Source organism: Streptomyces sp. NPDC048291 (assembly GCF_043201715.1).
Taxonomy (GTDB): domain Bacteria; phylum Actinomycetota; class Actinomycetes; order Streptomycetales; family Streptomycetaceae; genus Streptomyces.
The window spans coordinates 711,292-735,763 of sequence record NZ_JBICZC010000001.1 but is presented as its reverse complement, the minus strand read 5'-3'; the positions used below and the strand labels follow the sequence as shown (position 1 = coordinate 735,763).

Below are 24,472 nucleotides of genomic sequence, written 5' to 3'. Positions count from 1 at the left end.
AGACAGAGGGAGACAGAAGGGGTTCAGGAGAGCAGGAAGTCGGCCTCCCCCGCCTTGGCACCCTCGATGAAGGCGGTCATCTCGTCCGTGGTGTAGATCAGCGCCGGCCCGTCCGGGTCGGTCGACTGGCGGACGGCGATCCGGCCGTCGGCCAGCTTCATCGCCTCCAGGCAGTTGCCCCCGTTGCCGCCGCTCCACGGCTTGTGCCAGCCCTCGCTGCCCAGTTCGCGGGCAGGCATGCCGTTGTAGATCCGCTCGGTGCGGTTCCGCGGCCCGGACTGGGGCTTTATGCGATCCATTCACAGCTCCTTGCGGAGATCCCGGAGGATCTCCTTCGTGCGTTGTGCCGTAGCGGCCTGCGCCGCCATGCGGTCCATGACCTCGAGGTGGGTCGCCACCTCGGTGCGCGCGTCCAGGTAGACGGCGCCGGTCAGGTACTCGCTGTAGACCATGTCCGGAAGTTCGGGCATGGCGAATCGGAACAGCACGAAGGGCCCGTACGTCCCCGGGTGCGGCCCGCTGGAGAACGGGGCGACCTGGAGCGTCACATTGGACAGCTTCGTGATGTCGAGCAGTCGGTCGATCTGAGCGCGCATCACCTCCGGACCACCGACCTGGCGGCGCAGGGCGGTCTCGTCCATCACCGCCCAGAAGCGCGGCGCCTCGGCACGGGTGAGCAGTTCCTGGCGTTGCATCCGCAGGGCGACGTGGCGTTCGATCTCCTCCGGTTCGGTCTGGCCGACGGCGCCCGACCTGAGCACCCCGCGCGCGTAGTCCTCGGTCTGCAGCAGCCCGGGCACGAAGTGCGGCTCGTACGAGCGGATCAGGCTCGCCGCGCCCTCCAGGCTGACGTACATGGAGAACCAGCCCGGCAGGATGTCGTGGAACCGCTGCCACCAGCCGGGCCTGTTGGCCTCCTCGGCGAGCCGGACGAAGAGGTCGGCCTCGTCGTCGGTCACCCCGTAGGCCTTCAGGAGCAGCTGGAGGTACGGGATCTTGAGCGCGACCTCGGCCATCTCCATGCGGCGGACCGTGGCGGGCGCCACGCGGAGTACGCGGGCGGCCTCCTCACGCTTGAGCCCCGCGCGTTCCCGCAGGTCGAGGAGGCGCCGGCCGAGGACCACCTGACCCACCGTCGGCGCGGACCGCGGCTCGCTCACGCTCCACCTCCACGAAGTTCCCTGTTGCCGGGCCGGGTTCACCGGCGTCCCTGCCGCCACACACCTACACGGTCAGGCAGACAACACCTACACGCTCACTCACATACAGGTGTCACCCGGCATGCTGACAGCCCAGCGGCGCCATTCGAAGACTCATTCGAACATCCGACGGAATGACCGGACCGACCAGTAGGACCGAATGGGCCGCAACAGCCGGAACATCCTGTTCGGTCGCATCGATCGCATTGGCCGGATCGGTCCGTCGGATCCTCACTCATCCCAACTGGCGCCGCTCGACATGCTGTTGCAAGCAGTGTGCCACGGCCCTTCACCGCGTCACACAGCACTCTGCATTTTTCAGAGTGACACTTGCCAAGTGTTCACGGCGGGGAGATAGTGGCAAGCGTGATTCCGTCCGCGCCCTTAGGAACAGACGCCGCCGCAGACCGCCTCGGTCTCGGTGCTGATGGGGGTCCTCCCGTGCGAACTCGTTCGAACGTGGGGGAGACAGCCGGCCCAGAAGAGGGCTCTGCCAAGCGCCGGTTCCGGTTCGAACTGGCCGCGCATCCGGGTTCCCCCGCCCAGGCGAGACGCCTGGTGCGCGCCCGGCTGGCCGGCTGGTCGGTCGGCGCGGACACCTGCGACACCGCCGCCCTGGTCATCTCCGAGCTGGTCACCAACGCGATCGTGCACACCGCGAGCAGTCGCGTCGTGTGCGAACTGCACGACCACGACGACACGGTGCGCATCGCCGTGCAGGACGAGGGCTGTGCGCCCGACGAGCCCCACCCGTCCCCGCAGCGCCCGGAGGAGGAGCACGGGAGGGGGTTGCTCCTCGTCGAGGCGCTGTGCCAGGCGTGGGGGGCTCAGGAGCACGGGCCCGGGCTGCTGGTCTGGGCGGAGCTGCCGCGCCAGACCGACGCCGCCCGGGACACCGTGGAGCCCCGCAACGACCTGGGCTGGGGCGCTCGCCCCGTTCCGGGTCCGTCGAGCGGCTCGTCCCACGAACCGGCGCACACCACGGTGCCCCGGCCGTCGTCGGACTCCGGCCCGGCGGAGCGGTCCGAGGCGCTGGGACCGGTGTCGCTGCGGAGGCAGGCATGAACGGCGCGTCCGGCACCGGCCATTCCCTGGGCCTCGACACGCTGATCCGCCTGAAGCGCGACCGGCGGTCGTCGTCCGCGGGCGGTGCCGCCGGGTCGTTCCCCATGCCCGAGGGCATGACGGCACCGCTGGGCTGCGACGCGGTGGCGGTACCGGCGCGGCTCGGGCCGCTGGTGGTACCGCGGCTGCCGCGGGTGGGATGCGTGTACGCCGACGGCACGCGCTGGTGGTGGATCGTCCCGACCGACTCCGACGACGCCCTCACCTGGCCCGCCCCCGCCCATTACGGTACGGGCGCCCCGCTTCCCGGCACCGCCCGCCTGATCCACCGCCCCGACGGCACGGTGCCGTACACCCCGCCGATACCGCTGTACCTCGCCCTGTGCCGGGTGACGGGGACGACACCGGAGTGGTCCCGCCCCCTGAGCGCGTGACGCCGCGCGGCTTCGGCCGGCAGGCGGCACCGCCCGACGGCGGCGACCGCCCGACCGGAGCGTGGCCGGCGTAAGCCCGCCGACAACTCACACCCCACGGCCCGGCCCTGCCCTTCGCGCACTCCCCCGCGCCCCGCGAACCCCGTCGCGCGCCCTGCCCGGTGGCGGCTCCGCCCGCGATAGTGGCCGTTCGTCCAAGGACACATGTGCACACGGACGAACGGACGGACGCGGACACGCTCGCTCACGGCCCCGGGGAGGATCGCGGTGAGGAAGAGGCGGGACACGGCGGCGCCCGAGATGTCGGAGTCGGAGCAACTGCTGTTCGGCGGGCCGCTCCGCTACGACATGGGCTGGAGCCAGCACGGGAACGCCTTCCTGGAGCTGGACTTCCGCGCGATGATGACCCGGCTGCCCGGCATGCTCGCGTCCAGTCTGCGGCTGGCCCGGCAGGCGGACGCCGGGGCCACCCGGATCGTGCTGGCCGCGCAGATGGGCGTCGGGGCGGCCCAGGCCGTGAGCCTGCTCACCGTGAACAGCGTGCTCGGCCGGCTGATCGGCACCGGCACCGGCACCGGCACCGGCACCATCGAGGAACGGCTGCGCAGCGCCGCTCCCGCCCTGGTGGTCATGGCCGCCGTCATGTTCGTGGCCGCCCTGCTGCGCGCCGCGTCCACATACGCCACCGGCCGCCTGGAACCCAAGGTCGAGCGGGTGGCGACCGAGATGTACCTGGAGCGGGCCGCGGCCGTCGAACTCGCCGCGATCGAGGACCACGCCTTCCACAAGCTGCTGGACACCGCGCAGTACGGCGCCACTTCGGCCCGCCGCATGATCATGTACGGGACGCGCGTGGTGAACGCGATGATCTCGCTGGTCACCGCGGCCGGTGTGCTGACCGTGCTGCACCCGGCGCTGCTCCCGCTGCTGGTCACGATGACGATCCCGAGCGCCTGGGGCGCCCTGACCAACGCCCGGCGCCGCTACGAGTCGTACCACACCTGGGTGCAGCACGCCCGCGCCGGCCACCTGATCAGCGCCCTGCTCACCGAGCCGGAGGCGGCGCCGGAGATCCGGGTGCACGGGGTCGGACCGTTCCTGCTGCGGCACTACCGGGCGATGTCGGAGACGGCGGAGGCCGAGCAGGCCCGGCTGGCCCGGCTCGCGGCCCGTACCGGTCTGGTCGCGGCGGCCTGGACCGGCCTCGCGACCGTCGCCACGTACGCGACGCTGGGCGGGCTGCTGCTGAGCGGCGCGATGGCCCTGTCGGTGGCCGGTACTGCGGTGATCGCGATCCGCAGCGGCTCGGCGAGCCTCAACACCCTCGTGCTGGAGATCAACACGCTGCACGAGGAGGCGCTGTTCGTGGGCGACCTGGAGCGGCTCTACGTCGAGGCGGCCGAACGGGCGATCCCGGTCGGCGGCGACCCGCTCCCCGACGATCCCCGGGAGATCCGCTTCGAGAACGTCACCTTCAGGTATCCGAGCGATCAGACGGGCGATCAGACGGGCAATCAGACGGGCGACGGTCCAGGCGCGCATCCGAGTGGTGCCGCCCGCCCCGCCCTGGACGACGTCACGCTCAGCATCCCCCTCGGCCGGATCGTCGCCCTGGTCGGCGAGAACGGGTCCGGGAAGACCACCCTGGTCAAGCTGCTGGCGGGGCTGTACCAGCCGGACCGCGGCCGCATCCTCTGGGACGGCGTCGACGCGGCCCGGGCCGACCGGCACCGGCTCGCCGAGCGCATCGCCATGGTCGCCCAGGACTTCAAGCGCTGGCCGTTCACCGCCAAGGTCAACGTGGCCGTCGGCCGCTCGTCGGCACCGCTCACCGACGAGCGGCTGGCCGCCTCGGTCGCGGAGGCGGGCGCGGAGGAGGTGGTCGAGGACCTGCCGCGCGGCCTGGACACCCTGCTGGCCCGCAACTTCAGCGGCGGGCACGAGCTGTCCGGCGGCCAGTGGCAGCGGCTGGGCATCGCGCGGGCCGCCTACCGGCGCGGCCACATCCTGATCGTGGACGAGCCGACGGCCGCCCTGGACGCCCGGGCCGAGCTGGAGGTCTTCGAGAAGATCCGCGCCCTCGCGGGCAGCGGGCAGACCGTCGTCCTGATCACCCACCGGCTGGCGTCGGTCCGGCACGCGGATCTGGTGCACGTCCTCGAACAGGGCCGGGTGGTGGAGTCGGGCACCCCCGACGAACTCCTGGCCAGCGGTGGGGTCTACGCGGAGCTGTACACGCTCCAGGCGGACCAGTTCACGGCGAAACTGCCGGTCCGCAAGGCCGGTTAGCGGTCGGAGCCCGCTCAGCTCTCCAGGCCGCCGGTACCGCGCACGATGACCAGGAACGTGTCCGTGGCCAGATCCATCACGACCTCGGCGGGCAGTCCTTCCAGCCGCCGGGCCTGCGCGAACTCCTCCGCAGGCCATGATCCTCGCGGTCCGCCTGCGGGAAAGCGCTCGAGCACGGTTCGCCCGTTCACCATCCTGCACCTCCAGAAATGCGTCCTACCTGTAGGAGTTAACGCTCTGGAGAACACGAATGGCTCGCCCGGTGACGCTACTGAGACATACCCGACACACCGTCGGCGCGGACGGTGAGGGTCCGTTGACTTTCGGCTGACTTTCGGCCACTTCCGTGACCGGCTGTGTCAGTCTTCGTACTCGTCGTGATATCGGACGCGGTCACTTCCCTCCGGCAGCCGGCCGAGGGCCGTCAGGTCGAGCAGGGAGGTGGTCGGGCCGAGTCCGTCGAGGCCACGGTCGTACACCGAGTAGGTGTGGAAGACCCGGTCGTACTCCCGCAGGAAGCAGCTGACGCCGGGCCGTTCGACCGGTTCGTCGTCCACGACGATGGTCGCCTCGAAGTCGCGGTTGAAGTCGCGGTCGAAGTGGGTGTGGCAGGACGAGTACCAGGGCACCGTCCAGCCCATCCGCGCCTTGAACGGCAGGATCCTGGTGAACGGCGCCCGGGAGACCACCGCGAACGCCGTGCCGCGCGCCCGCAGATGGGCGAGGTGGCCGATCTGGTCCAGGAAGGCGGCACAGCAGGGGCAGCCGGTCGCCCATTCCGGGGCGAACATGAAGTGGTGGACGACGAGTTGGGGCCGCCCGTCGAAGAGGTCCAGCAGGGTCGCCTTGCCGTCGCCGCCCTCGAAGACGTACTCGGGGTCCACCTCGACCATGGGCAGCCTGCGCCGCTCGGCGCTCAGCGCCTCCCGCGCCCGGGTGAGTGCCTCCTCCTTGCGCAGTAACTCCGCACGCGCGGCACGCCACCGCTCACGCGAGACGATCTCCGGAAGCGACATGGGCCCTCCTGCTCCAACGGTCGGTTCCGGGTGGTGACCGCGGGAGCGGAGAGAACTCATCGGCGCGGCCGAAGTTTTTTTCCGTGCCTTCGGCAGCCTTGTGAGCCCGGGCGCCGGTCCGTCAGTTCCCGGACGACCGCAGGCGCATCCCCGACGGGGCCGGCGGGAGCGGAGCTCGTCGCCCCGACGTAGGGCACGGTCCGCGGACCGCGTGAGCCGAACCGCGCATCCGGTCCTGGCCCTGTCGCCGGGCGGCCCGGACGAGCACGCTGGCCGCACCACCTCCTGGAAGGAGCCCGGCATGCTCCTGGGCACCTGGAACCTCGAAAACCTCTACCGGCCCGGCGGTCCCTACGGCCCCAAGGACAAGTCCGCCTACGAGGCGAAGCTCGCCGCCCTCGCCGCCGTGATCGGCCCGCTCGACCCGACCCTGCTCGGCGTACAGGAGGTCGGCGACCCCGACGCCCTGGCGGATCTGGCCGAACTGCTCGGCCCGAACTGGCGGTTCACCCTCTCCTCGCATCCCGACGGCCGGGGCATCCGGGTCGGCTTCCTGGCCCGTGCCGAGCTGACGGTGGCCGCCGACACGGCCGCCTTCCCGCCCGGCCTGCGTCCGGTGCAGACGGACGACTCGGGCGCGACCGCCGCCCAGGCCGGGCGGGGCTTCCTGGCGGTCACGGTGCAGGCCCCGGCCGGACCGCTCACGGTGGCCGTGGCCCACCTCAAGTCCAAGCTCCTGACCTATCCGGGCGACCGCTTCTACCCGCACGACGAGGGCGAACGGGCGCGTTACGGGGCGTACGCCCTCTACCGGCGCGCCGCCGAGGCGACGGCGCTGCGGGCGCTGGCGGACGGACTGCTCGCCGGACAGGGCGCGTCCCGCGACGTCGCGGTCCTCGGCGACCTCAACGACGAGGTACAGGCGGCCACCACCCAGATCCTCCTCGGTCCGCCCGGCTCCGAACTCGGCACCGCCGGCTACGACCACGCGGACAAGGGCGACGCCGTACGGCTGTGGGACGTCGCCCCGCGCATACCGGCGGAGCAGCGTTACTCCCGCGTCGACTCCGGACGGCGCGAACTGATCGACCACATACTCCTCAGCCACCGCCTGGTGCACCGGCTGACGGAGGCGGGCACCGGCCTGCCGGGCACCACCGCACCGCCGGACCTGCCGTCGGTCGGCGAGGACCCGGCGAAACGGCGCGGGGTCGCGGGCTCGGACCACGCGCCGGTGTGGGCACGGTTCGCGGACTGAGGCGTACGGCGCGGCGGCGGCCGCCTACGCCGCGACCGGCATCCGCGGCACCGCGACCCCGAGCCGTCGCCCTCCGCGCTCCAGCTCTCCCGCCAGGTCTTCGAGTTGGCGGGTGTGCCGGTCGGTCAGCCGCCCCGTCTCGTCGAGGTGCACGGCACACGCGGTGGTCGTGTCCACGAGCCGTTCGAGTACGGCGGCCACCGCGTCCGTGCCCTCGGTGTGCCGGGCGAGGGCGGGGAGTTCGGCGGCGCCGAGGGCGATGGCGGCACGGGCCTCGGCGAGGGTGCGGTAGGCCTCGCGGCGCAGGGCCCAGCGTTCGCCGCGGTCGCCGGACCCGCTCAGGACGTGGTCGAGGTAGGCGTGCGCGGCCCGCCCGGCCGACCCGAGCCGGGCGCGTACCGCGCCGCCGCGCCGCCCCGGCATCGGCAGATGGCCGACGACCAGTACGAGCGCGCAGGCCAGCAGCGTCTCGCCGATCCGGCTGACGGAGGCCTGCGGTTCGCCGCCGACCATGACCAGGGCGAGCACGAGGACGGTGACCACGGCGGTCTGGGCGCCGAAGTGCCGGGTGGACACCGGGATCACCGCCCCGCAGAGGGCGACCAGCACGACGAGGCCCTCGGGCCGGGGCAGTACGGCGGCGAGGCCGGCGAAGACGAGGGCGCCGAGGACGGTTCCCGCGGCCCGGCACAGCACCCGGGAGGCGAGCGGCCCGAGGTCGGGCTTGACGAGGAAGACGGCGGTGGCGGGCAGCCAGTACCAGTGCTGGTGCTCTCCGTACCAGCGGGCGTGGTGCAGGGCCTGGGCGATGGCGGCGCTGGCCCCGAAGCAGAGGGCGACCCGCAGTCCGTACTCCCGGCCGCCGCTGCCGAGCGCGGCCCGCACGATGTCGACGGCGGTGCGGCGCCGGGCGGGCGGACGCTGCCCGCCGCCCTCGGGCTCGGCCCGGTCGAAGGCCTCCGCGGCGCGCAGCAGGGCGTCGTCGAGGGCGCGCAGCGCGGGCGCGGACCGCGAGGGTGCGGGCAGCGGACCGGTGCCGCCGTTCGCCCGGACGGCGGCGGCGAGCCGCCGGGGCCCCTCGGCCGCCCGCCCGGATACCGGCTCCCCGGCCCAGGCGAGGGCGGTGGCCGCCTCGGCGAGGGGCAGGGCGGCGGCGTACTGGGCGTGCAGCCGGCGTTCGGCGGCGGAGCTGGCGTAGCGCCGCAGCCGGGGCCCGGTGAGCGCGTCCTGGGCGTGGTCGAGCGCGGCGGTGAGGGCGACGCGCCGGCGGCCCGCGGCCTCCCCGCCGACCGCGTCGAGCAGGTCGGCGACGGCGTCGTACACAGCGGCGACGGCGTCCCGTTCCCCGTCGAAGCGGAAGTCGCCGGCGAGCGCGCCGGGGGTGGGCAGGGCGAGGCGGAGCAGGACCAGCCAGCCGGCGCCGGCGAGAAAGGCGAGGGCGCGCTGCCAGCCGGCCTCGGCGACCGGCATTCCGGCGCCGATGGCGGCGGCGACCAGCAGCTGGGTACCCGCCCCGGAGGCGACGGGCCCGACGGCGCTCATGCCGCCTGCGACCAGTCCGAGGGCGGTGAGCAGCAGGGTCAGGGGCACGGCGGTGAGGTGTTCCCCGCCGTACGTGCCGACGAGCAGCCCGAGCGCGCCGGCCGCCGCGGGCGCCCCGAGCCGCCGGACGGCGGACCGCCGGCTGCCCGGCCGGTCGTTGATCCCGGCGAGCATGGCGGCGATGGCGGCGACGACACCGAGGGAGGTGCGGTGCAGCAGGACCGCGGCGAGCAGCAACGGCCCGGCGGCCAGCGCCCCTCTCGTCACGGCGCTCCAGGACACGGGCCCGCGCTGGGCGCGCAGGGCGTGGGCGAGCCAGGGCGGCAGGGCGATACGACGGGACACGGGGCTCCTGTCCGGACGAGGGCGGGGTGTGCCTTCGGGCGACGGTGGCCGGGCTGTCGGCTTGTGTGTCCCACGGTAGATCGCGTTCCCGTGCGAAAAGGTGCGTTCGCATTTCGTGGGTGTGACGAGTGCGCCGGAGAGCCGCGTTCTTTATGAACGCAATTCCGTGCGGGCCCGATTCGGGGCGGAAGGCGAGCGGGCCCGGGGGCGTAGCCTGCCCCCGGGCCCCGGAATGCCGCCCGTCGTCACACGCCGGCACACTTGAGGACCCGGGTCAGTCGTAAGGTCGTCGCGTCCTTCCTTTGGACCACCACGCATCGAGCTGCGCGGGCAGGACTTGAACCTGCATTTCGACGTACTGGGGCCCGGGCCCGGTCGATCCGGCGATCGGCGGCGAATGCTGAGTCTGGAGCGAGAGTCTGAGATTCAACGCGGTCCGCCCCGTGTTCTGTGGGGTACGACCGCTCTTCACGACAAGGCTCAGCTTCAGCTTTGCGCTCCTCGCGCACCCCGGCCGCGAGGGCCGGGGAGTCTGGGACGGCTATCCGAAGAGATAGCCGAACACGGCGTCCCCGACCCGCTGGTCGACGACGTCGGCGCCGTTCGCCTCCTCACGCGCGAACTTGACGGCCTGCTGCAACCTCTCGACCCGGTCGAGGAGTTCGTTGACGCGCCGTGCGGGCAGGGCGCCCGAGAACTTCACGGTGGTCCAGTACCCCACCGGCACGTCCTCGTAGTACACCTCGACCTGGGCCGGATGCTTCTCGGTGGCCTCGGCCTTCACGTGGTTGCGGGGCACCTTCCTGGTACGCAGGGTCCGCACCGGATCGGTCTTCCAGGCGTCGGTGGAGGGGTCCTGCGCCCACGACTCGGAGGCGTCGAGCACCGGCAGCTTCCGTACAAAGGTATTGAGATCGACGAGCTGCTTCTCCAGGAAGAGCAAGTAGGAGACGGGCACGCCGGCGACCAGCACCCGCCCGTCCACCGTCACGTCGGCCCTGGCCTCGCAGTTGGCCCAGTCCTTGGTGGCGGTCACGTCGAAGAGCCGTGTCAGCGTGGCCGAGGTCTCCCGCAGCACGTCCTCGGCCTTCACCTGAACCCGCGTGGACTCGGGCGGCAACTGCTCGCCCTCCTCGTCCTTCGGCTGATACGTCCGCGAGATACCGGCCAGCAACGCGGGTTTCTGCAACCCGTGATGAGCCGCCGTCAGGTCCTGATGAGCCTTGGACTTGATGCCCTTCTCGACCGCGATGATCTGATTGAGTTTCGCCACGCGAAGGACGGTAGCAGCGGTAACTCGGGTATTCCCAAGCGTTTTTCGAGCGCCTCGAATGGGTCCCGCGAAGCCGAACAGCAGCTCCGCCGCAGCCACGGCTTGGACCAACTCCCCGGATTCCGGCCGTAATCCGCCGAGGATGTCGTCGACGCCCCGCAACCCGGCGCGCTCCAGCAGCCGCTTCTCGTTCGCCACCCACTCCCCGCGGGCCGCGAGCACGGCATGACCGGTCTGGCGGGCGGGCCGGTGGGGCGGGAAATTCGGGTGCGGTCGCCCGGTGCGGGCGCGGATGATCGACCGGTTGTCCGCCGTTCACTTCAGGAGCTGCTGTGATCCAGCGTGTCACCACCCCGGCTCTCTTCCCGCCGCCCGGCTACTCGCACGTCTCCGTCGTCGAGGCCGGTACGAAGCTCGCGTTCCTCGCCGGTTCCGTTCCGCTGGACGACGAGGGGAAGCTCGTCGGCGAGGGGGATCCGCCGCGGCAGGCCGAGCGGGTGATCGCCAACCTGCGGGAGCAGCTCCGTTCGGTCGGCAGCGACCTGGAGCACGTGCTGGCGACGGACGTGTACGTCGTGAGCGGTGAGCCCGCGGTGCTGTCCGCCGTGTGGGAGGTGGTCGAGGCCTCCGGCCTCAGTGCCGGGCCGCACTCGTCGACGCTGGTCGGGGTGGCCTGTCTGGGCTACACCGGACAGCTGGTGGAGATCACGGCCACGGCCGTCGTGCCCGAGGGGGCGCGGGCGTGAACGCCGCGGTCGTACTGCGCCGCGCCGGTGGTCCGGATGCCGCCGGGGTCGCCGATGTCTGGCTGCGGTCGTTCGGCGCCGCCCTGCCCACCGTCGTCCGGCCCCGTTCGGACGACGAGGTGCGCGCGTACATCCGGGACGTCGTGGTGCCGGCGCGGGAGACGTGGGTCGCGGAGGCGGGCGGGCGCGTCGTGGGCATGATGGTGCTCGCGGGGGATCTGCTGTCCCAGCTGTACCTGGCCCCGGAGTGGCGGGGGCGCGGCATCGGTGACCGGTTCGTCGCGCTGGCCAAGGAGCGCTCCCCGGCGGGGCTGACGCTCTGGACCTTCCAGGTCAACAAGCCCGCGCACCGGTTCTACGAGCGGCACGGCTTCGTCGCCGCCGAGCACACGGACGGGAGCGGGAACGAGGAGCGCGAGCCGGATGTGCGGTACGTGTGGCGGCCCTGAGCCGGCCCCGGCTCCGCCTCCGGGCGGACACCCGGGCTACGGCCGCCCCGGCGCGGCCCCCCACACCCGCCTCTTCGCCAGCGGCTTCCGGTAGCTGCCCGCGCGGCTGGTCGTGAGTCCCAGCGCGACCAGCGACTCGGCCAGCTTCACCGCGGCGCCGACCCCGTCGACCACCGGGACCCCGAGCTTCTCCCCCACCGCCCGCTGCAGCCCCGTCATCCCGGCGCAGCCGAGGACCAGGACCTCGGCGCCGGCGTCCCGGACCCGCTCGGCCGCCGCGAGGAACGCGGCCTCCGTGCGCCCGGGGTCACCGGCGAGGTCGAGGACGCCGAGTCCGGTGCCGGCGACGGCGACGCAGTTGCGGGCCACTCCGGCGGTCTCCAGGCTGTCCTCGATCTGCCCGCGCGACCGGTCCAGGGTGGTGACGACGCCGTAGCGGCGGCCCAGCAGACAGGCGAGATGGGCGGCGGCCTCGGTGATGTCGACGACCGGCACGTCCACCAGCTCCCGGACGCCTTCCCGCCCGTGTTCGCCGAAACCGGCCATGACCACCGCGTCGTACGGCGGACCGGTGTACGTCCGCAGCGCGTCCAGGACCGCCGCCGCCGACAGGTAGCTGTCCAGCCAGCCCTCCGCCGACTCGGGCCCCCAGTCGGGGGTCAGTCCGGTCACGGCGGTGCCCGGGCCTGCGGCGGCCCGGGCACCTCGTACGATCTCCGCGGTCATCTCCTGCGTGGTGTTGCAGTTGGTGACGACGATCCGCACGTCCTTCAGACCTCCTCGGTGACGGGGACGGGGTCAGGGGCGGGGGCCGGCGCGCGGTCGTGGCGGCACAGCGCCAGGTACAGGCCCGCGGCCAGGGCGGTGCCGATGAACCAGGAGTACGGCGCCACGTCGCTGAACGTCTTCACCAGCGCGAGCACGGCCGCGACCGCCGCCGAGGGCAGGAACGCCCACAGGGCCTTGGGGTTGACGCCCTTGCGGTAGTGGTACGGGGAGCCGGGGGACGCGTCGAAGAGCTGCTGGACGTCCACCTTGCCGCGCTTGATCACGTAGTAGTCGACCATGATCACGCCGAACAGCGGGCCCAGGAAGGCGCCGAGTCCGCCGAGGAAGTAGTTGACGACGGTGGGGTTGGAGAAGAGGTTCCAGGGCGTGACGACCAGCGCGGCGACCGTGCTGATCATGCCGCCCACCCGGAAGCTGATCTTCTGCGGCCAGACGTTGGCCAGGTCGTACGCGGGTGAGACGAAGTTGGCCACGATGTTGACGCCCATGGTGGCGACCGCGAAGGTCAGCGCGGCCACGACCAGGACCCAGGTGTTGCCGACCTTGGCGACCAGTTCGGCCGGGTCGGTGATGGCCTCGCCGAAGACCTCCAGGGAGCCGGCCGTGACGATCACCGAGACGACCACGAAGGCCGTGGAGTTGATCGGCAGGCCCCAGAAGTTGCCGCGGCGGACGGTGCGGTAGTCGGGCGCGAAGCGGGAGAAGTCGCAGAAGTTGAGCATCAGGGTGCCGTAGGTGGCGAGGATCAGGCCGATCGCGCCGAACCACTGCCGCCACTGCTCGCCGAGGGAGACCGGGTGCGGGGTGGAGGTGAGCGAGATGGTCCAGTGGGCCTTGGCCAGGATCCAGACGGCCAGCGCGATCATGACCAGCCAGATCGCGGGGCCGCAGAAGTCCTGGAACCTGCGGATCGTCTCCATGCCCCGGCTGATGATCGCCGCCTGGATCAGCCAGAGCGAGACGAAGGAGATCCAGCCCAGCGTGTCCAGGCCCAGGAAGGAGCTCTCGGTGAGGGACTTCAGGCCCGGCCAGGCGGCCAGCAGCATCACGTTGACGGCGACGGACGCCAGATAGGTCTGGATGCCGTACCACATGATGGCGATCACGGCCCTGATCAGCGCCGGGATGTTGGCACCCCAGACGCCGAAGCTGATCCGGCTGACCACCGGGAACGGTACGCCGTGGCGCTGGCCGATCTTCCCCATCCAGTTCATGCCGACGTAGATGAGCACGAAGCCGACGAGGAGGGAGGTGAAGACCTGCCAGACGTTCATACCGAGGACCAGCAGGCCGGCGGCGAAGGTGTAGTTGCCGAGGTTGTGGACGTCGGACATCCACATGGCGAAGAGGTCGAAGACCTTCCAGTTCCGCCGCTCGGCGGGGGCGAGGTCTTCGTTGGTGAGCCGGGGATCGGGGACGAACACGGTTGCGCCGGTGGCTTCGGCGCGGTCGGCGAGGGACACGGGGCCTCCAGGGAACCAACCGGTGTACCAGCTTTTGGTATACCAAACTGCGGTCATGGTGCTCCCGTCAAGCGTTCCGACCGATGTCCGTCCCGTTACGGCTCCGTAAAAGCCCTCCCGGTCGGCGAAAATGACCTCATGGGCTCCCCCACCACGAAGATCGAACCTCTGGGCGCGGTGCGCGAGCGCGTCCTCGCGACGCTGCGGCAGGACATCATCGCCGGACGGCTGGGCCCGGGCGACCGGCTGGTGGAACGGGAGCTCGCCGACCGGTTCGGGGTGTCCCGGGTACCGGTCCGGGAGGCGATCCGGGCCTTGGTCGCGGAGGGCTTCGTCCTCTTCGAGTCGGCCCGCCGCACGGTCGTGCGCCGGCTGACCCCGACCGACGTCAAGGAACTCTTCGAGCTGCGCGAGGCGCTGGAGGTGTACGCGGCCGGGCTGGCGGCGGCACGTGCGACACCCGAGGCGCTGGCGGAGCTGCGGGAGTTGCTCGACCAGGCGGCCACGGCCACCCGGGCGGACGACGCCGAGACGATCACCGACATCAACACCCGCTTCCACGACCGGATCCTCGCCCTGGCCGGCAACAGTCTGCTCATCTCGGTGATGGAACCGGTCGACGGCCGGCTCCGCTGGCTCACCCGGCGCAACGAGGAGTGGCCGCAGCTCCTCACCGAGCACCGCGAGCTGTACGACGCGATCGCCTCCGGCGACCCGGACCGCGCCCGCGCCCGCGCGCTCGGCCACGTCCAGGCCAACTACCGGTCGACGGTGCGGCACCTGTTCGGCGAGGACACCGACGCCTAGCCGCGGAATCCGGCCACCCGTCAGCCGTCCACAGGAACACCAGTTCGCAAAGGAATCTCCTAGAGTTCTCCTCACCAGTGAAGATCGAAACGGATCCGGGCGGGCCGGAGGCGGTTCCGAGTGGACCGGAGGCCGTTCCGAGCGGACCGGAGGCGGTTTCGAGCGGACCGGACGGGGAGGGCATGACGATGGTGAGCAGGCGGGGGCTGTTGAGCGGGGCCGCGCTGGTGGGGATGGGCGCGGTGGCCGGCATGACGGCGGGTACGGGGACGGCCGCCGCCGACGAACCGCTGGACACACCGTTCACCCCGGTCGCCGCACCGCATCTGGCCGAGGCCGAGCAGCTGGTGCGGTACCAGCGGCTGCTGGCGGCCGGCTATCTGCCGACCGGACTGGCCGGGCACTGGCCGCTGGACGGCTCCGGCGCCGACCGCTCCGGCCTGGACCACCCGGTCGCCCTGGGCCCGGGAGCGGGCTGGACCGCTCTGCGGGCGGGCGGCGAACTCGGCTTCGACGGCACCGCCGGTGCCTACGCCGCCACCGCCTCCGTCCTGGACACCACCGCACCGTTCACGGTCACGGCCTGGGTCCGGCTGGCCGACGACGCCGTGCTCACGAACATGTACACGGTCGTGAGCCAGGACGGCACCGACGTCAGCCGCTTCCTGCTCCAGTACGACGACACGGCCGGGACCTGGGCGTTCAAGGTGCGCAGCGAGGACCAGAGCACCAAGGTCTCGGCGCTCGCCGCCGCCCCGGTGACCAAGACGGGAGTCTGGACCCACCTGGCAGGCGTCTGGGACGGCGCCCGCGTCCGGCTCCATGTGAACGGCGTCCTGGAAGGCAGCGCCGACACCACCCTGTCCTGGGCCGCGACCCAGGGCTTCAGCATCGGCCGGGCCCGCTGGGACGGCGGCTACGTGAACCGGTTCAAGGGCGCGGTCGACGACGTCCGCGCCTACGGCCGCGCCCTCGACGCCGATGAGATCGCCCTGGTCAGCGGGCGTACGGCACGCGCGAACAACGTCTATCTGATGGACACCTCGGCGACCGTGACCTGGGGCCGCCCGGACGACCTCGCCGGCTGGGTGGCCCGGGCCCGCTGCTCGTCCTTCGTCACGGCGCTGCTCAGACACACCTACGGCTGGGCCACCGACGCCTACTTCCTCCAGTACTTCCAGGAGAAGGGCCCGGAGGCCGCCGACTATTGCTCGGCGTTCCGGAACGGCACCGCCGGCCCCCGCTTCCGCCGCATCCGCAAGGTCGCCGACCTGCGGCCGGGCGATCTGATCGCCGTCGACTACAACGGCCAGGACGCGGCGAACACCGGGCACATCGTCATGGTCCGCGAGGTCAAGGGCGTCTTCAGCGGGGTCGCCGACTTCACCGGCGAGACCCAGTACGCCGTCGAGATCGTCGACTGCACCTCCGACCCGCACGGCGTCTACGGCCTCAGCAACTACCCGCGCTACCCGGACACCCGCATGGTCAGCAACGTGGACGGCGAGAGCTTCCAGGGCGTCGGCATCGGCCACATGATGTTCTACGCCTCCGACGCCACCGGCGAGTTCTCCCGGTACCGCTGGAGCGTCAACTCCTCCGCGTCCACCGGCACCCACACGGTGGACGACCGCCCGGTGGCGGCGGCCCGGATCGTCTGAGCCCCGCTCCCCGCTCCGGCCCTCACCCCGGCCCGCGCACCGGCGCCCTCACTCCAGTCCGGCCGCCTCCGCCGCCGTCCGCAGCACGTCGCGGAGCATCTCGGGGGTGAGGCGACCGGTGAAGGTGTTCCGCTGGCTGACGTGGAAGCAGCCGAAGAGGTCCAGCCCGCCGAGGCCGACCCTGGCGCCGTGGGCGAAGGCCGGGCGGGGCCGCGGTACGCTCCAGCCCGCCTCCGCGAACGCCGGCAGCGCGGCCTGCCAGCCGAAGGCGCCGAGTACGACGGCCGCGCGCAGCGTCGGCCGCAGCAGCGTCAGTTCCTCGACCAGCCAGTGGCGGCAGGTGTCACGCTCCTCGGGGGTCGGCTTGTTGGCGGGCGGGGCGCAGTGCACGGGCGCGGTGATCCGCACGCCGGACAGCTCCAGGCCGTCGTCGGCGCTCACCGAGGTCGGCTGCGAGGCGAGCCCGACGTCGTACAGCGCCTGGTACAGCACGTCCCCGGAACGGTCGCCGGTGAACATCCGGCCGGTGCGGTTGCCGCCGTGCGCGGCCGGGGCGAGGCCGATGATCAGCAGCCGGGCATCGGCGGGCCCGAAGCCGGGGACGGGCCGGCCCCAGTACGTCCAGTCTGCGAACGCGGCGCGCTTGGTACGCGCCACGTCCTCCCGCCAGGCGACCAGGCGGGGGCAGGCCCGGCAGTCGCTGACACGCTGGTCGAGGCGGGCGAGCCGGGTGTCGGGGGTGGGGTTCACGGATCAACGGTAGGGCCGGGGAGGGGTTTGCCGGAGCGGCTCGGGTGGAGTGGCGGCGGGGAGCGCTGGAGCGCCGTGTCGGTCCGTGCGGGATGGCGGCTGCGGGCTGTGTGTGGCTGATCGCGCAGTTCCCCGCGCCCCTTTGGGGGCGCGGTTGTGGGCGTCGGTATAACCGTTCCGTCGATTTCGGCTCGGGGAGCTAAGGTCGGGGCATGGCTTCTGAGGATGCGGGCGAGGGCGGGGAGCAGGCGAGCGGTGGGACCGGCGCCCCCATCGAGGCCGAGCCTGCCGAAGGCACCGACGCCGCTGTCGCCCAAGCCGTCGACCCTGCCGCCGTGGCCGCGGCCGTCGCCGCCGCCGAGGCCGCGGGCCCCGCTCCCGGGGAGAACGTGCGGATCGACAGCTGGGTCTGGGCCGTCCGCCTGATCAAGACCCGATCCATGGGAGCCACCGCCTGCCGGGGCGGACACGTCCAGGTGAACGGCGAGCGGGTCAAGCCCGCCCACTCCGTGCGCGTCGGCGACGAGGTGCGGCTGCGCCACGAGGGGCGGGAGCGGGTCGTCATCGTGAAGCGGCTGATCCGCAAGCGGGTCGGCGCCCCGGTCGCCGCCGTGTGCTACATCGACAACTCGCCGCCGCCCCCGCCCCGCGAGGCCTTCGCCCCCATCGGCATGCGCGACCGCGGCGCCGGCCGCCCCACCAAGCGCGACCGCCGCGACCTGGAGCGACTGCGCGGCCTCGGCGGCATGGGTGGGATGGGCGGCGCGGGTGGCACCGGCGCGGGTGGAATGGGCTCGGCGGACCGGCCGAGCGGTGGACGTCCCGGCGGGCGGTGATCCGTCCGGCCCGCCCCACACGGTTCGGCCCGGCCTGTGGACCCTGCTCACCGCCCGCTCGGCGGGGTCACCCGGGCTGAGCCGCCGGTACCGCCCTCACCCACGTCCCGTCCTCGGTCAGATACTCGGCCACCTCCAGTCCCGTCTCCGCGAGTGCCTCCTCGAACTGTTCCCGGGTGAGCGGCCGGGCCAGGAAGGTCTGGGTCCAGGTGGCGTCCGGGAACTCGTACTCCGCGCGGACCGAGTTCACCCCGTCCCCGACCGGTTCGGCCGACACGATCCGGACGGTGTAGCCGCCGGGGTCGACCCGCTCGCGCGGCACCGCGGCGTGGTAGTCCGCGCCCTCCCGCTGGATGAGCACGCAGCCGTCGTCCGCCACGTGCGCCGCGCAGGTGCGCAGCATGCCCCTGCGCACCTCCGGGTCCCCGGTGTGCACCAGGAACGACGCGAGCATCACCACGTCGAACTTCTCGCCCAGGTCGAGCCCTTCGATGGTGCTGCGTATGGTGCGGGCCCCGCGCACGCGCGCCAGCATCTCCGCCGACTCGTCCACCGCGGTGACCGTGAACCCGCGCTCCAGGAGCGGATGGGTCACGCGTCCCACGCCGCTGCCCAGCTCCAGGATGCGGGCGCCGGCCGGGACCGCCGCCTCGATGACGTCGGGCTCGGCGCCTGCGGTCAGACGCGAGTAGAGCTCGACCGCGCAGCCGTCCGGGGTGATCGCTCCCGGGCCCGTTCCCTCGTATCCCTCACGCATTTCAACCGTCATGCCCGAACAACGGCCGGTCTCCGCAACGCCGTTCCCGCACCCCGACAGTTCACTCGTTCGAGCAGTTCGAAAGCCCGCCGGGAACTTTCCTGCGGAAGGGCGCGGTTGGCGGTCGTCACTGGTCCCACGGGAACCATCCGTGCCCGACGTACCAGTGGCCGCCCGCCCGCAGATGGTCGCCGACCATCCGCTCCACCGACGTCCGCCGGGGCAGGTCCGGCACCGGCAGGTCCGGGTCGCCGAAGACGAAGCCGACCGGTGTGGTGTCGGCCGGCTCCGGGTCCTGCCACCCGGGGCGGAACCGCTCCTGGAACCGGACGATGTTGGAGTCCGCCGGGAGGTACCGGCGCAACTGCGGGTCGAGCAGCCAGGAGTGGCAGGTCGCGACGGCGTGGGGCTCCTCGGGGAAGTGCCGCGCGAAGAACTCACGGGCATGGTCCAGGGAGCGGTCGCAGGCGACCGGGGTGAGCGGCCCGAGGAAGTCGGGGATGTGCAGGTCCAGGGAGGGCTCACCGCCGGTGACCTCGGTACCGGCCGATCCGATCGCCCGCGCCGTGCGCTCTCCGAGTGCCGTCCGCTCGTACTGCAGCCGTCCCAGCTGGTAGAGCCGCCCGCAGAAGTGCCGGGTGAGCCAGTGCGCCTGGCGTACGCCCAGCCCTCCCGTGCCGTACCGCCGGCGGTGCAGTGCCATGCCCCGGCCGAGGTCGGCGAGCGTGTGGCGGGAGACGTCGTCGGGAATGCCGCGGGCCCGGTGCACCGCGCGGACGTGCGGCGCCGCCGTGAGGAAGACGTACACGAGGAAGTACTCGCCGAGGGCGGCCGGCGCCTGGGCGGCCCGGTCACCGAGCCCTGCCGGGTCGTCCACCTCCCGGACGGCGCCGGTCACGTCCTCGGCGCCCTCTTCCAGCAGCCGCCGCAGTCCGGGGTCGGCGGTCACAGCCCGTCTCAGTGCCACCACCTCGTTGATGTCCTCGTGCGGCACGGCGAGGTCGAGGAGCAGGTCGGGCAGGTCGGCGGCGTCCGGCAGCACGGCGAGGTCCCCCTTGGTGAACGTCCGGTCGAGGAGTACGTTGCAGACAGGAATGGTGATCCGGGATGCGTACGGGCAGTGAACCGGTGACCGCCCGCAGTGCGCTGCGAGCGCGGTTGTGGCTGAGCGTGTGGGGGCTGGTCTGGGCCATTTTCGGCACCGCAGCGTTCGCGCTGGTCGGGCGTCCCGGCTGGGCCGCCGCCTGTGGGGTGCTGTGGCTGGTGGCCACCGTCGACATGGCCATGATTCTCAGGCACATCCGGCAGGGTCCGCACTACCAGCCGGGCCGGGATGTGCCGCCGTACCGGCCCGCGGACACCCGCCCGCCGCCGTTCCGGCGCCCGCCGCAGCACGGCCACCCATGAGGCAGCATCCGGACACGCCCGGTCGCGTCACACACCGCACGCTCTCGCGCCGCGGGCTCTCGCGCCGCGGGCTCACACACCGCGGGCTCACACACCGCAGGCTCTCGCGCCGCGGGCTCACACACCGCGGGCTCACGCGCCGCGGGCTCACGCGCCGCGGGCTCACGCGCCGCGGGCTCACGCGCCGCGGGCTCACGCGCCGCGGGCTCACGCGCCGCGGGCTCTCGCGCCGCGGGCTCACGCTCCGTCGGCTCACGCGCCGCTGTCGAAGCGGGCGGCCTTCAGGTACTCCGGGTTCGGGTCCAGGGCGGCCGCCAGCCGGAAGTGGCGTATCGCGAGGTCGGCGCGGCCCTGGCGCTGGTAGGTGCGGGCGAGCGCGAAGTGGGCGAACGCGTTGTCCGGCTCCCGCTCCAGGACGATGGTGAACTCCAGTTCGGCGGGGCGCAGTTGCGCGGCGGCGAAGAAGGCCCGCGCGCGCAGCAGCCGGGCGGCGGTGTTCTCGGGGTGCGCGGCGATCACTCCGTCGAGCAGCTTCACCGCGCCCCGCGGGTCCCGTGCGTTGAGCAGTTGCTCGGCGGCACGGAAGTCGATGACATGCGTCTCCGGAGTACGTCCGGTCGAACCGCTGGTCTCGGGCACGGCAAAGTCCTTCCCTCACTGAAGCGGTTCAACGCCCGGACGCGTGCCCGCTATTTCGAAGACGCATTCCGCTCGCTCGCACCGGACTCCTGCGCGCGGCGCACCAGGTCGGCCCACACCTCCCCGACGCGCTCCCGGAGCACCTCCAGGGGGACGTCGTTGTCGATCACGATGTCCGCGATCTCCAGGCGTTTCTCGCGCGTGGCCTGCGCGGCCATGCGGGCGCGCGCGTCGTCCTCGGTCATCCCGCGCAGCCGTGTCAGCCGGTCCAGCTGGGTTTCGGGGGCGGCGTCCACGACGACCACCACGTCGTAGAGCCGCGCGAGGCCGTTCTCCGCGAGGAGCGGGACGTCGTGGACGACCACGGCGTCGGCGGCGGCCCCGCTCTCCAGTTCGCGGGAGCGGACCCCGACGAGGGGGTGCACGATCGAGTTCAGTACGGCGAGCCGCTCGGGGTCGGCGAAGACGATCGAGCCGAGCTTCGGCCGGTCCAGGCTGCCGTCGGCGGCCAGCACCTCCGGGCCGAAGGCCTCGGCCACGGCCGCCAGACCGGGGGTCCCGGGCGCGACGACCTCCCGCGCGATGCGGTCCGCGTCGATCAGCACCGCGCCGTGCCCGACGAGCAGCCGCGACACCTCGCTCTTGCCGGCGCCGATGCCGCCGGTGAGGCCAACTTTCAGCATGCCCCGAAGCTTAGGCCCTGCCACCGGCACCGGCCGTGACAGGGCCCGCTCGCCGAGACACCGGCCGGGGCGCCGCGCTCCGGCCGGTGCGTGTTCACGAGTGGGCGGGCCTCGGTCGTCTCCCTGGTTGTCGCCCTGGACGGCGCCCTAATTGTCGCCCTCCCGCTCCGCGAGGAAGCGCTCGAACTCGAGGCCGATCTCGTCCGCCGAGGGGATCTCCACCGGCTCGGCGAGCATGTTGCCCCGGGTCTCGGCGCCCGCGGCCGCGTCGTACTGGTGCTCAAGGCCCTGTACGAGGGCGGTGAGCTCCTCGTCGCCCTCCTGGATCTGGCTGTCGATCTCGGTCTGGGTGCGGTGCGCCTCCGTGCGCAGGGCGTGCGCGATGCCCGGGAGGACCAGGCCGGTCGCGGCCGTGACGGACTCCAGGACGGTCAGGGCGGCGTCCGGGTAGGGCGAGCGGGCGATGTAGTGCGGCACGTGCGCGGCGACGCCCAGGACGTCGTGTCCGGCCTCCATGAGGCGGAACTCAAGCAGGGACTCGGCGCTGCCGGGCACCTGGGCCTCGTCGAAGGGGCTGCGGTGTCCGGGGACCAGGTCGGTGCGGTTGCCGTGCGGGGTGAGGCCGACCGGGCGGGTGTGCGGGACGCCCATGGGGATGCCGTGGAAGTTCACGGACAGGCGGACGCCGAGCCGCTCCACGATCTGCTGCACGGCGGCGGCGAAGCGCTCCCACTCGACGTCGGGCTCGGGGCCGGAGAGCAGCAGGAAGGGGGCGCCGGTGGCGTCCTGGACGAGGCGGACCTCGATGCTGGGCTCCTCGTACTCGGTCCAGCGGTCCCGCTTGAAGGTCAGCAGCGGGCGACGTGCCCGGTAGTCCACGAGCCGGTCGTGGTCGAAGCGGGCGACGACCTGGTGGGGCAGCGAGTCGAGGAGCCGGTCGACGATCTGGTCGCCGGTCTCACCCGCGTCGATGTATCCGTCGAAGTGGTAGAGCATGACAAGACCGGCCGACTCCTGGGCCAGCGCCATGTCGACGACCGCCAGCCCCTTCGGCTCCCATGCGTACAAACCCTGCGGATCAAGCACTGTGACCGCTCCTCCTCGTGTTCGTACGGGACAACGCGACACTGACCACAGGCATTCCCGCCGGAACCCCGAACAGGCGCCTCTCACCGCCTTCTCATGAGGGTGCACGCACGCGTGAGCGGTCCGGTACGGACGCACTCACGCGCGCGTGCCGGGGTCAGGAGGCCAGCACGCGCGCGTGCAGCGCGGTCACCGCCCTGCGTGCCGAGCTGAACGCGCCGTGCTGCCAGGCGTCCGTGTAGCTGAGCCAGTCACCGGCGAACGAGACCCGGCCGGCCGGCTCGTTCAGGGACTTGTAGCGCGCGTCGTCGGGGCCGCCGGGGGTGTCGTGCCAGGCAGCCTCCAGGTGGGGCGTCTGGCGCCAGTGGTGGGAGAAGGAGGAGGCGAGTTCGGTGCGGTACTTGTCGCCGTAGATCTTCACGCCGGCCGCGACCGCGCGCGCTTCGCGCTGGGCCGGGGTGAGCCTGGCGTAGGAGTCGGCGTCGTCGTCGTAGTTGTAGTAGCCGATGAGAACGCCCCGTTCGCCGTGGAAGCCGTACGAGGGGTGCCAGATGTGGGTGACGTCCTGGTCGGTCTCGGTGATGCCGCCGTAGATGCGGTGGTCCAGTTCCCACCAGCGGGAACGGTATTCGAGGCCGATCTTGGCGGCCGACGACGGGGTGACGGCCTCCAGGGCGCTCTGCACTCCGGCGCCCAGGTTGTGCGGCACCTTGGCGAGGATGTTGGGCGGCATGGCGGCCACGCAGTAGTCGGCCTCGACGGCCTTGGCACGGCCGCCCTGGGTGTACGTCACGGTGACGCCGTGCCCGGTGTCGGTGATCCTGGAGACGACGGCTCCGGTCCGTATGCGCCGGTCGCCTATCGCCCGGGTGAGCGCCTTCGGTATCTGGTCCATGCCGCCGACCGGCTGGAACATCAGCATGGCCTGGTCGAAGCCGAACTCGAACGAGAAGTAGCGCCCGACCCCGCTCGCGAGCACCGCGGAGGCGGTCGGGACGTCGCCGAGGAGCACTCCGGGGGTGCCGGCGGCGGCCGGCACGGTCGTGTAACCGCGCCGCTCACCGCCCTCGTACGTCAGCTTGTCGCCGAGTTCGCCCCAGTCCTTGAGGAACTCGACGAGCCGCTCCTGGTCGGTGGCCGTCAACTCCTTGTCCAGCGCGCCCTTGTTCGTGGCTTTGGCGAGCAACTCCGAGACGTAGCCGTACACGTCGGCCTTGGCGGTGCGGTACCGCTCCGGCTTCGTCATGCCGGCGGACTCGTTGTAGAGGTAGGCGTCGGCGTTGACGTTCGTGAACACCTGGATGGGGACGCCGAGTTCGCGACAGTAGTCGAGGGTGATCATCCACTGCGGGATCCGGGCCGGGCCGGCGTTCATGTAGTGGCCGTCGGCGAACCGCGCGGTCTGCGTGTTGCCGTAGAGGTCGGTGGTGGAGTCGCCGCCGCGCACGGTGAAGTTGCGTCCGCCGGTGCGGTCCCGGGCCTCCAGGATCGTACAGTCGTAGCCGGCTTTGCCGAGTTCGTAGGCGGTCGCGAGGCCGGCGATGCCGCCGCCGAGGATGACGACCTTGGCCGCGGCGCGCCCGGTGAGGGTGAAGTCGCCGGCGCTGAGCGGCCGGAAGGGCTGTTCGCGCTGGGCGGCCTGGGCGGTGGGAGCGAGTCCGAGCGCTCCCATGGTGGCGAACATGGCGCCGGCGCCACCGGTGAGACCGACGTTTCTCAGAAACGACCGCCGACTCGTCCCCGACCCGTACTGAGGCTGTGTCATGTCGCGACTCCCCTTCCGATCTTGAACGAAGACCGGGGAAGCGTCCCAGCGCCGCGTTACGGCACAGCGGTTACTCGTGTATCGCACACATTTCTACGGAGGGGGCCGTTGCGGCGGGCGGCACGGCCAACTTCCTCCAGGGGCCCGGGGAACTGCGCGATCAGCCACAACAAGCCGGCACGAACACACAAACGCGCACCCCCCCAAAAAAAA

25 protein-coding genes and 1 pseudogene are annotated in these 24,472 nt (G+C 72.3%); 10 read left to right on the top strand and 16 right to left on the bottom strand.

Features of this window, described 5'->3' with window-relative positions; genetic code table 11:
* Window positions 1–23 precede the first annotated feature (23 nt).
* Together ACGF5O_RS03200 and ACGF5O_RS03195 are read right to left on the bottom strand one after the other, a co-directional pair.
* On the bottom strand, window positions 24–299 hold the full coding sequence (locus tag ACGF5O_RS03200) for a DUF397 domain-containing protein (RefSeq protein WP_089100964.1): 276 nt from the start codon (window positions 297–299) through the stop codon (window positions 24–26).
* A complete protein-coding gene (locus tag ACGF5O_RS03195) occupies window positions 300–1,160 on the bottom strand; it encodes a helix-turn-helix transcriptional regulator (protein ID WP_393808182.1) in 861 nt (286 codons plus the stop codon).
* 369 nt (window positions 1,161–1,529) lie between these two features.
* Here ACGF5O_RS03195 and ACGF5O_RS03190 point away from each other — a divergent pair, with 369 nt between their 5' ends.
* From ACGF5O_RS03190 to ACGF5O_RS03180, 3 genes are all read left to right on the top strand, one after another.
* Window positions 1,530–2,264, top strand: a complete 735-nt coding sequence (locus tag ACGF5O_RS03190) for an ATP-binding protein (RefSeq protein ID WP_393808181.1) — start codon at window positions 1,530–1,532, stop codon at window positions 2,262–2,264.
* Window positions 2,261–2,698, top strand: a complete 438-nt coding sequence (locus ACGF5O_RS03185; RefSeq protein WP_393808180.1) for a hypothetical protein — start codon at window positions 2,261–2,263, stop codon at window positions 2,696–2,698. Before ACGF5O_RS03190 ends, ACGF5O_RS03185 begins: the two co-directional genes overlap by 4 nt.
* Window positions 2,699–2,998: 300 nt before the next feature.
* On the top strand, window positions 2,999–4,987 hold the full coding sequence (locus tag ACGF5O_RS03180; RefSeq protein WP_393808410.1) for an ABC transporter ATP-binding protein: 1,989 nt from the start codon (window positions 2,999–3,001) through the stop codon (window positions 4,985–4,987).
* A gap of 14 nt (window positions 4,988–5,001) precedes the next feature.
* Here ACGF5O_RS03180 and ACGF5O_RS03175 read toward each other — a convergent pair whose 3' ends face one another.
* Window positions 5,002–5,181, bottom strand: a complete 180-nt coding sequence (locus ACGF5O_RS03175) for a hypothetical protein (protein ID WP_362581441.1) — start codon at window positions 5,179–5,181, stop codon at window positions 5,002–5,004.
* Window positions 5,182–5,346: 165 nt separating this feature from the next.
* Entirely contained in the window at window positions 5,347–6,003 is a 657-nt protein-coding gene (locus ACGF5O_RS03170; RefSeq protein WP_393808179.1) for a DUF899 domain-containing protein, read from the bottom strand.
* 301 nt (window positions 6,004–6,304) lie between these two features.
* Between ACGF5O_RS03170 and ACGF5O_RS03165 the strand changes: the two genes are divergently transcribed.
* Window positions 6,305–7,261: an endonuclease/exonuclease/phosphatase family protein gene (locus ACGF5O_RS03165; RefSeq protein WP_393808409.1), complete on the top strand. Its 957-nt coding sequence runs from the start codon at window positions 6,305–6,307 to the stop codon at window positions 7,259–7,261.
* Between the two features lie 24 nt (window positions 7,262–7,285).
* Here the strand turns inward: ACGF5O_RS03165 and ACGF5O_RS03160 are convergent, their stop codons facing one another.
* The 3 genes and pseudogenes from ACGF5O_RS03160 to ACGF5O_RS03150 form a co-directional block, all read right to left on the bottom strand.
* Complete coding sequence (locus ACGF5O_RS03160) at window positions 7,286–9,148, bottom strand: FUSC family protein (protein WP_393808178.1); 1,863 nt, start codon at window positions 9,146–9,148, stop codon at window positions 7,286–7,288.
* A gap of 541 nt (window positions 9,149–9,689) precedes the next feature.
* Entirely contained in the window at window positions 9,690–10,421 is a 732-nt protein-coding gene (locus ACGF5O_RS03155) for a hypothetical protein (RefSeq protein ID WP_393808177.1), read from the bottom strand.
* 75 nt (window positions 10,422–10,496) lie between these two features.
* Window positions 10,497–10,664 (bottom strand): annotated as a pseudogene (locus tag ACGF5O_RS03150) (nucleotidyltransferase domain-containing protein); the annotation flags it as partial.
* A gap of 89 nt (window positions 10,665–10,753) precedes the next feature.
* Here ACGF5O_RS03150 and ACGF5O_RS03145 point away from each other — a divergent pair.
* Together ACGF5O_RS03145 and ACGF5O_RS03140 are read left to right on the top strand one after the other, a co-directional pair.
* Complete coding sequence (locus tag ACGF5O_RS03145) at window positions 10,754–11,167, top strand: RidA family protein (RefSeq protein WP_393808176.1); 414 nt, start codon at window positions 10,754–10,756, stop codon at window positions 11,165–11,167.
* On the top strand, window positions 11,164–11,616 hold the full coding sequence (locus ACGF5O_RS03140; protein ID WP_393808175.1) for a GNAT family N-acetyltransferase: 453 nt from the start codon (window positions 11,164–11,166) through the stop codon (window positions 11,614–11,616). Before ACGF5O_RS03145 ends, ACGF5O_RS03140 begins: the two co-directional genes overlap by 4 nt.
* Before the next feature lie 36 nt (window positions 11,617–11,652).
* Here the strand turns inward: ACGF5O_RS03140 and ACGF5O_RS03135 are convergent, their stop codons facing one another.
* Entirely contained in the window at window positions 11,653–12,381 is a 729-nt protein-coding gene (locus ACGF5O_RS03135; protein WP_393808174.1) for an aspartate/glutamate racemase family protein, read from the bottom strand.
* A 5-nt stretch (window positions 12,382–12,386) separates the two neighbouring features.
* The gene (locus ACGF5O_RS03130) at window positions 12,387–13,868 is read right to left on the bottom strand and encodes an NCS1 family nucleobase:cation symporter-1 (RefSeq protein ID WP_393808173.1); all 1,482 of its coding nucleotides are present in this window, start codon (window positions 13,866–13,868) and stop codon (window positions 12,387–12,389) included.
* Between the two features lie 138 nt (window positions 13,869–14,006).
* On the opposite strand from ACGF5O_RS03130, the gene ACGF5O_RS03125 reads away from it, so the two are divergent.
* Window positions 14,007–14,675 (top strand): GntR family transcriptional regulator, encoded by a 669-nt coding sequence (locus ACGF5O_RS03125; RefSeq protein WP_393808172.1) that lies wholly within the window; start codon window positions 14,007–14,009, stop codon window positions 14,673–14,675.
* 182 nt (window positions 14,676–14,857) lie between these two features.
* Entirely contained in the window at window positions 14,858–16,336 is a 1,479-nt protein-coding gene (locus ACGF5O_RS03120) for a LamG domain-containing protein (protein WP_393808171.1), read from the top strand.
* 48 nt (window positions 16,337–16,384) lie between these two features.
* On the opposite strand, the gene ACGF5O_RS03115 is transcribed toward ACGF5O_RS03120, so the two are convergent.
* Window positions 16,385–17,086 carry a uracil-DNA glycosylase gene (locus ACGF5O_RS03115; RefSeq protein WP_393808170.1) on the bottom strand — a complete coding sequence of 234 codons (702 nt, stop codon included), beginning with the start codon at window positions 17,084–17,086 and terminating at the stop codon, window positions 16,385–16,387.
* A gap of 212 nt (window positions 17,087–17,298) precedes the next feature.
* Here ACGF5O_RS03115 and ACGF5O_RS03110 point away from each other — a divergent pair, with 212 nt between their 5' ends.
* Window positions 17,299–17,922 carry an RNA-binding S4 domain-containing protein gene (locus ACGF5O_RS03110; RefSeq protein WP_393808169.1) on the top strand — a complete coding sequence of 208 codons (624 nt, stop codon included), beginning with the start codon at window positions 17,299–17,301 and terminating at the stop codon, window positions 17,920–17,922.
* A gap of 67 nt (window positions 17,923–17,989) precedes the next feature.
* Here the strand turns inward: ACGF5O_RS03110 and ACGF5O_RS03105 are convergent, their stop codons facing one another.
* Entirely contained in the window at window positions 17,990–18,679 is a 690-nt protein-coding gene (locus ACGF5O_RS03105; RefSeq protein WP_393808168.1) for a class I SAM-dependent methyltransferase, read from the bottom strand.
* Window positions 18,680–18,806: 127 nt separating this feature from the next.
* Entirely contained in the window at window positions 18,807–19,721 is a 915-nt protein-coding gene (locus tag ACGF5O_RS03100; RefSeq protein ID WP_393808167.1) for an acyltransferase domain-containing protein, read from the bottom strand.
* A 65-nt stretch (window positions 19,722–19,786) separates the two neighbouring features.
* On the opposite strand from ACGF5O_RS03100, the gene ACGF5O_RS03095 reads away from it, so the two are divergent.
* A complete protein-coding gene (locus ACGF5O_RS03095) occupies window positions 19,787–20,086 on the top strand; it encodes a DUF6343 family protein (RefSeq protein WP_393808166.1) in 300 nt (99 codons plus the stop codon).
* A gap of 252 nt (window positions 20,087–20,338) precedes the next feature.
* Here the strand turns inward: ACGF5O_RS03095 and ACGF5O_RS03090 are convergent, their stop codons facing one another.
* From ACGF5O_RS03090 to ACGF5O_RS03075, 4 genes are all read right to left on the bottom strand, one after another.
* Window positions 20,339–20,725, bottom strand: coding sequence for a tetratricopeptide repeat protein (locus tag ACGF5O_RS03090; RefSeq protein WP_393808165.1), 387 nt, complete (start codon window positions 20,723–20,725; stop codon window positions 20,339–20,341).
* Between the two features lie 50 nt (window positions 20,726–20,775).
* A complete protein-coding gene (gene coaE / locus ACGF5O_RS03085) occupies window positions 20,776–21,408 on the bottom strand; it encodes a dephospho-CoA kinase (RefSeq protein WP_393808164.1) in 633 nt (210 codons plus the stop codon).
* A 147-nt stretch (window positions 21,409–21,555) separates the two neighbouring features.
* Window positions 21,556–22,494 (bottom strand): PAC2 family protein, encoded by a 939-nt coding sequence (locus ACGF5O_RS03080; protein ID WP_393808163.1) that lies wholly within the window; start codon window positions 22,492–22,494, stop codon window positions 21,556–21,558.
* A 157-nt stretch (window positions 22,495–22,651) separates the two neighbouring features.
* Entirely contained in the window at window positions 22,652–24,178 is a 1,527-nt protein-coding gene (locus ACGF5O_RS03075; RefSeq protein WP_393808408.1) for a flavin monoamine oxidase family protein, read from the bottom strand.
* Window positions 24,179–24,472: the final 294 nt, after the last annotated feature.

Bases quoted from the DNA above. Each gene is read 5' to 3' on its own strand.
- ACGF5O_RS03200 (WP_089100964.1), bottom strand. From the start codon at position 299: ATGGATCGCATAAAGCCCCAGTCCGGGCCGCGGAACCGCACCGAGCGG.
- ACGF5O_RS03185 (WP_393808180.1), top strand. From the start codon at position 2,261: ATGAACGGCGCGTCCGGCACCGGCCATTCCCTGGGCCTCGACACGCTG.
- ACGF5O_RS03180 (WP_393808410.1), top strand. From the start codon at position 2,999: ATGTCGGAGTCGGAGCAACTGCTGTTCGGCGGGCCGCTCCGCTACGAC.
- ACGF5O_RS03175 (WP_362581441.1), bottom strand. From the start codon at position 5,181: ATGGTGAACGGGCGAACCGTGCTCGAGCGCTTTCCCGCAGGCGGACCG.
- ACGF5O_RS03170 (WP_393808179.1), bottom strand. From the start codon at position 6,003: ATGTCGCTTCCGGAGATCGTCTCGCGTGAGCGGTGGCGTGCCGCGCGT.
- ACGF5O_RS03165 (WP_393808409.1), top strand. From the start codon at position 6,305: ATGCTCCTGGGCACCTGGAACCTCGAAAACCTCTACCGGCCCGGCGGT.
- ACGF5O_RS03125 (WP_393808172.1), top strand. From the start codon at position 14,007: ATGGGCTCCCCCACCACGAAGATCGAACCTCTGGGCGCGGTGCGCGAG.
- ACGF5O_RS03120 (WP_393808171.1), top strand. From the start codon at position 14,858: ATGACGATGGTGAGCAGGCGGGGGCTGTTGAGCGGGGCCGCGCTGGTG.
- ACGF5O_RS03110 (WP_393808169.1), top strand. From the start codon at position 17,299: ATGGCTTCTGAGGATGCGGGCGAGGGCGGGGAGCAGGCGAGCGGTGGG.
- ACGF5O_RS03105 (WP_393808168.1), bottom strand. From the start codon at position 18,679: ATGCGTGAGGGATACGAGGGAACGGGCCCGGGAGCGATCACCCCGGAC.
- ACGF5O_RS03095 (WP_393808166.1), top strand. From the start codon at position 19,787: ATGCGTACGGGCAGTGAACCGGTGACCGCCCGCAGTGCGCTGCGAGCG.
- coaE (WP_393808164.1), bottom strand. From the start codon at position 21,408: ATGCTGAAAGTTGGCCTCACCGGCGGCATCGGCGCCGGCAAGAGCGAG.
- ACGF5O_RS03075 (WP_393808408.1), bottom strand. From the start codon at position 24,178: ATGTTCGCCACCATGGGAGCGCTCGGACTCGCTCCCACCGCCCAGGCC.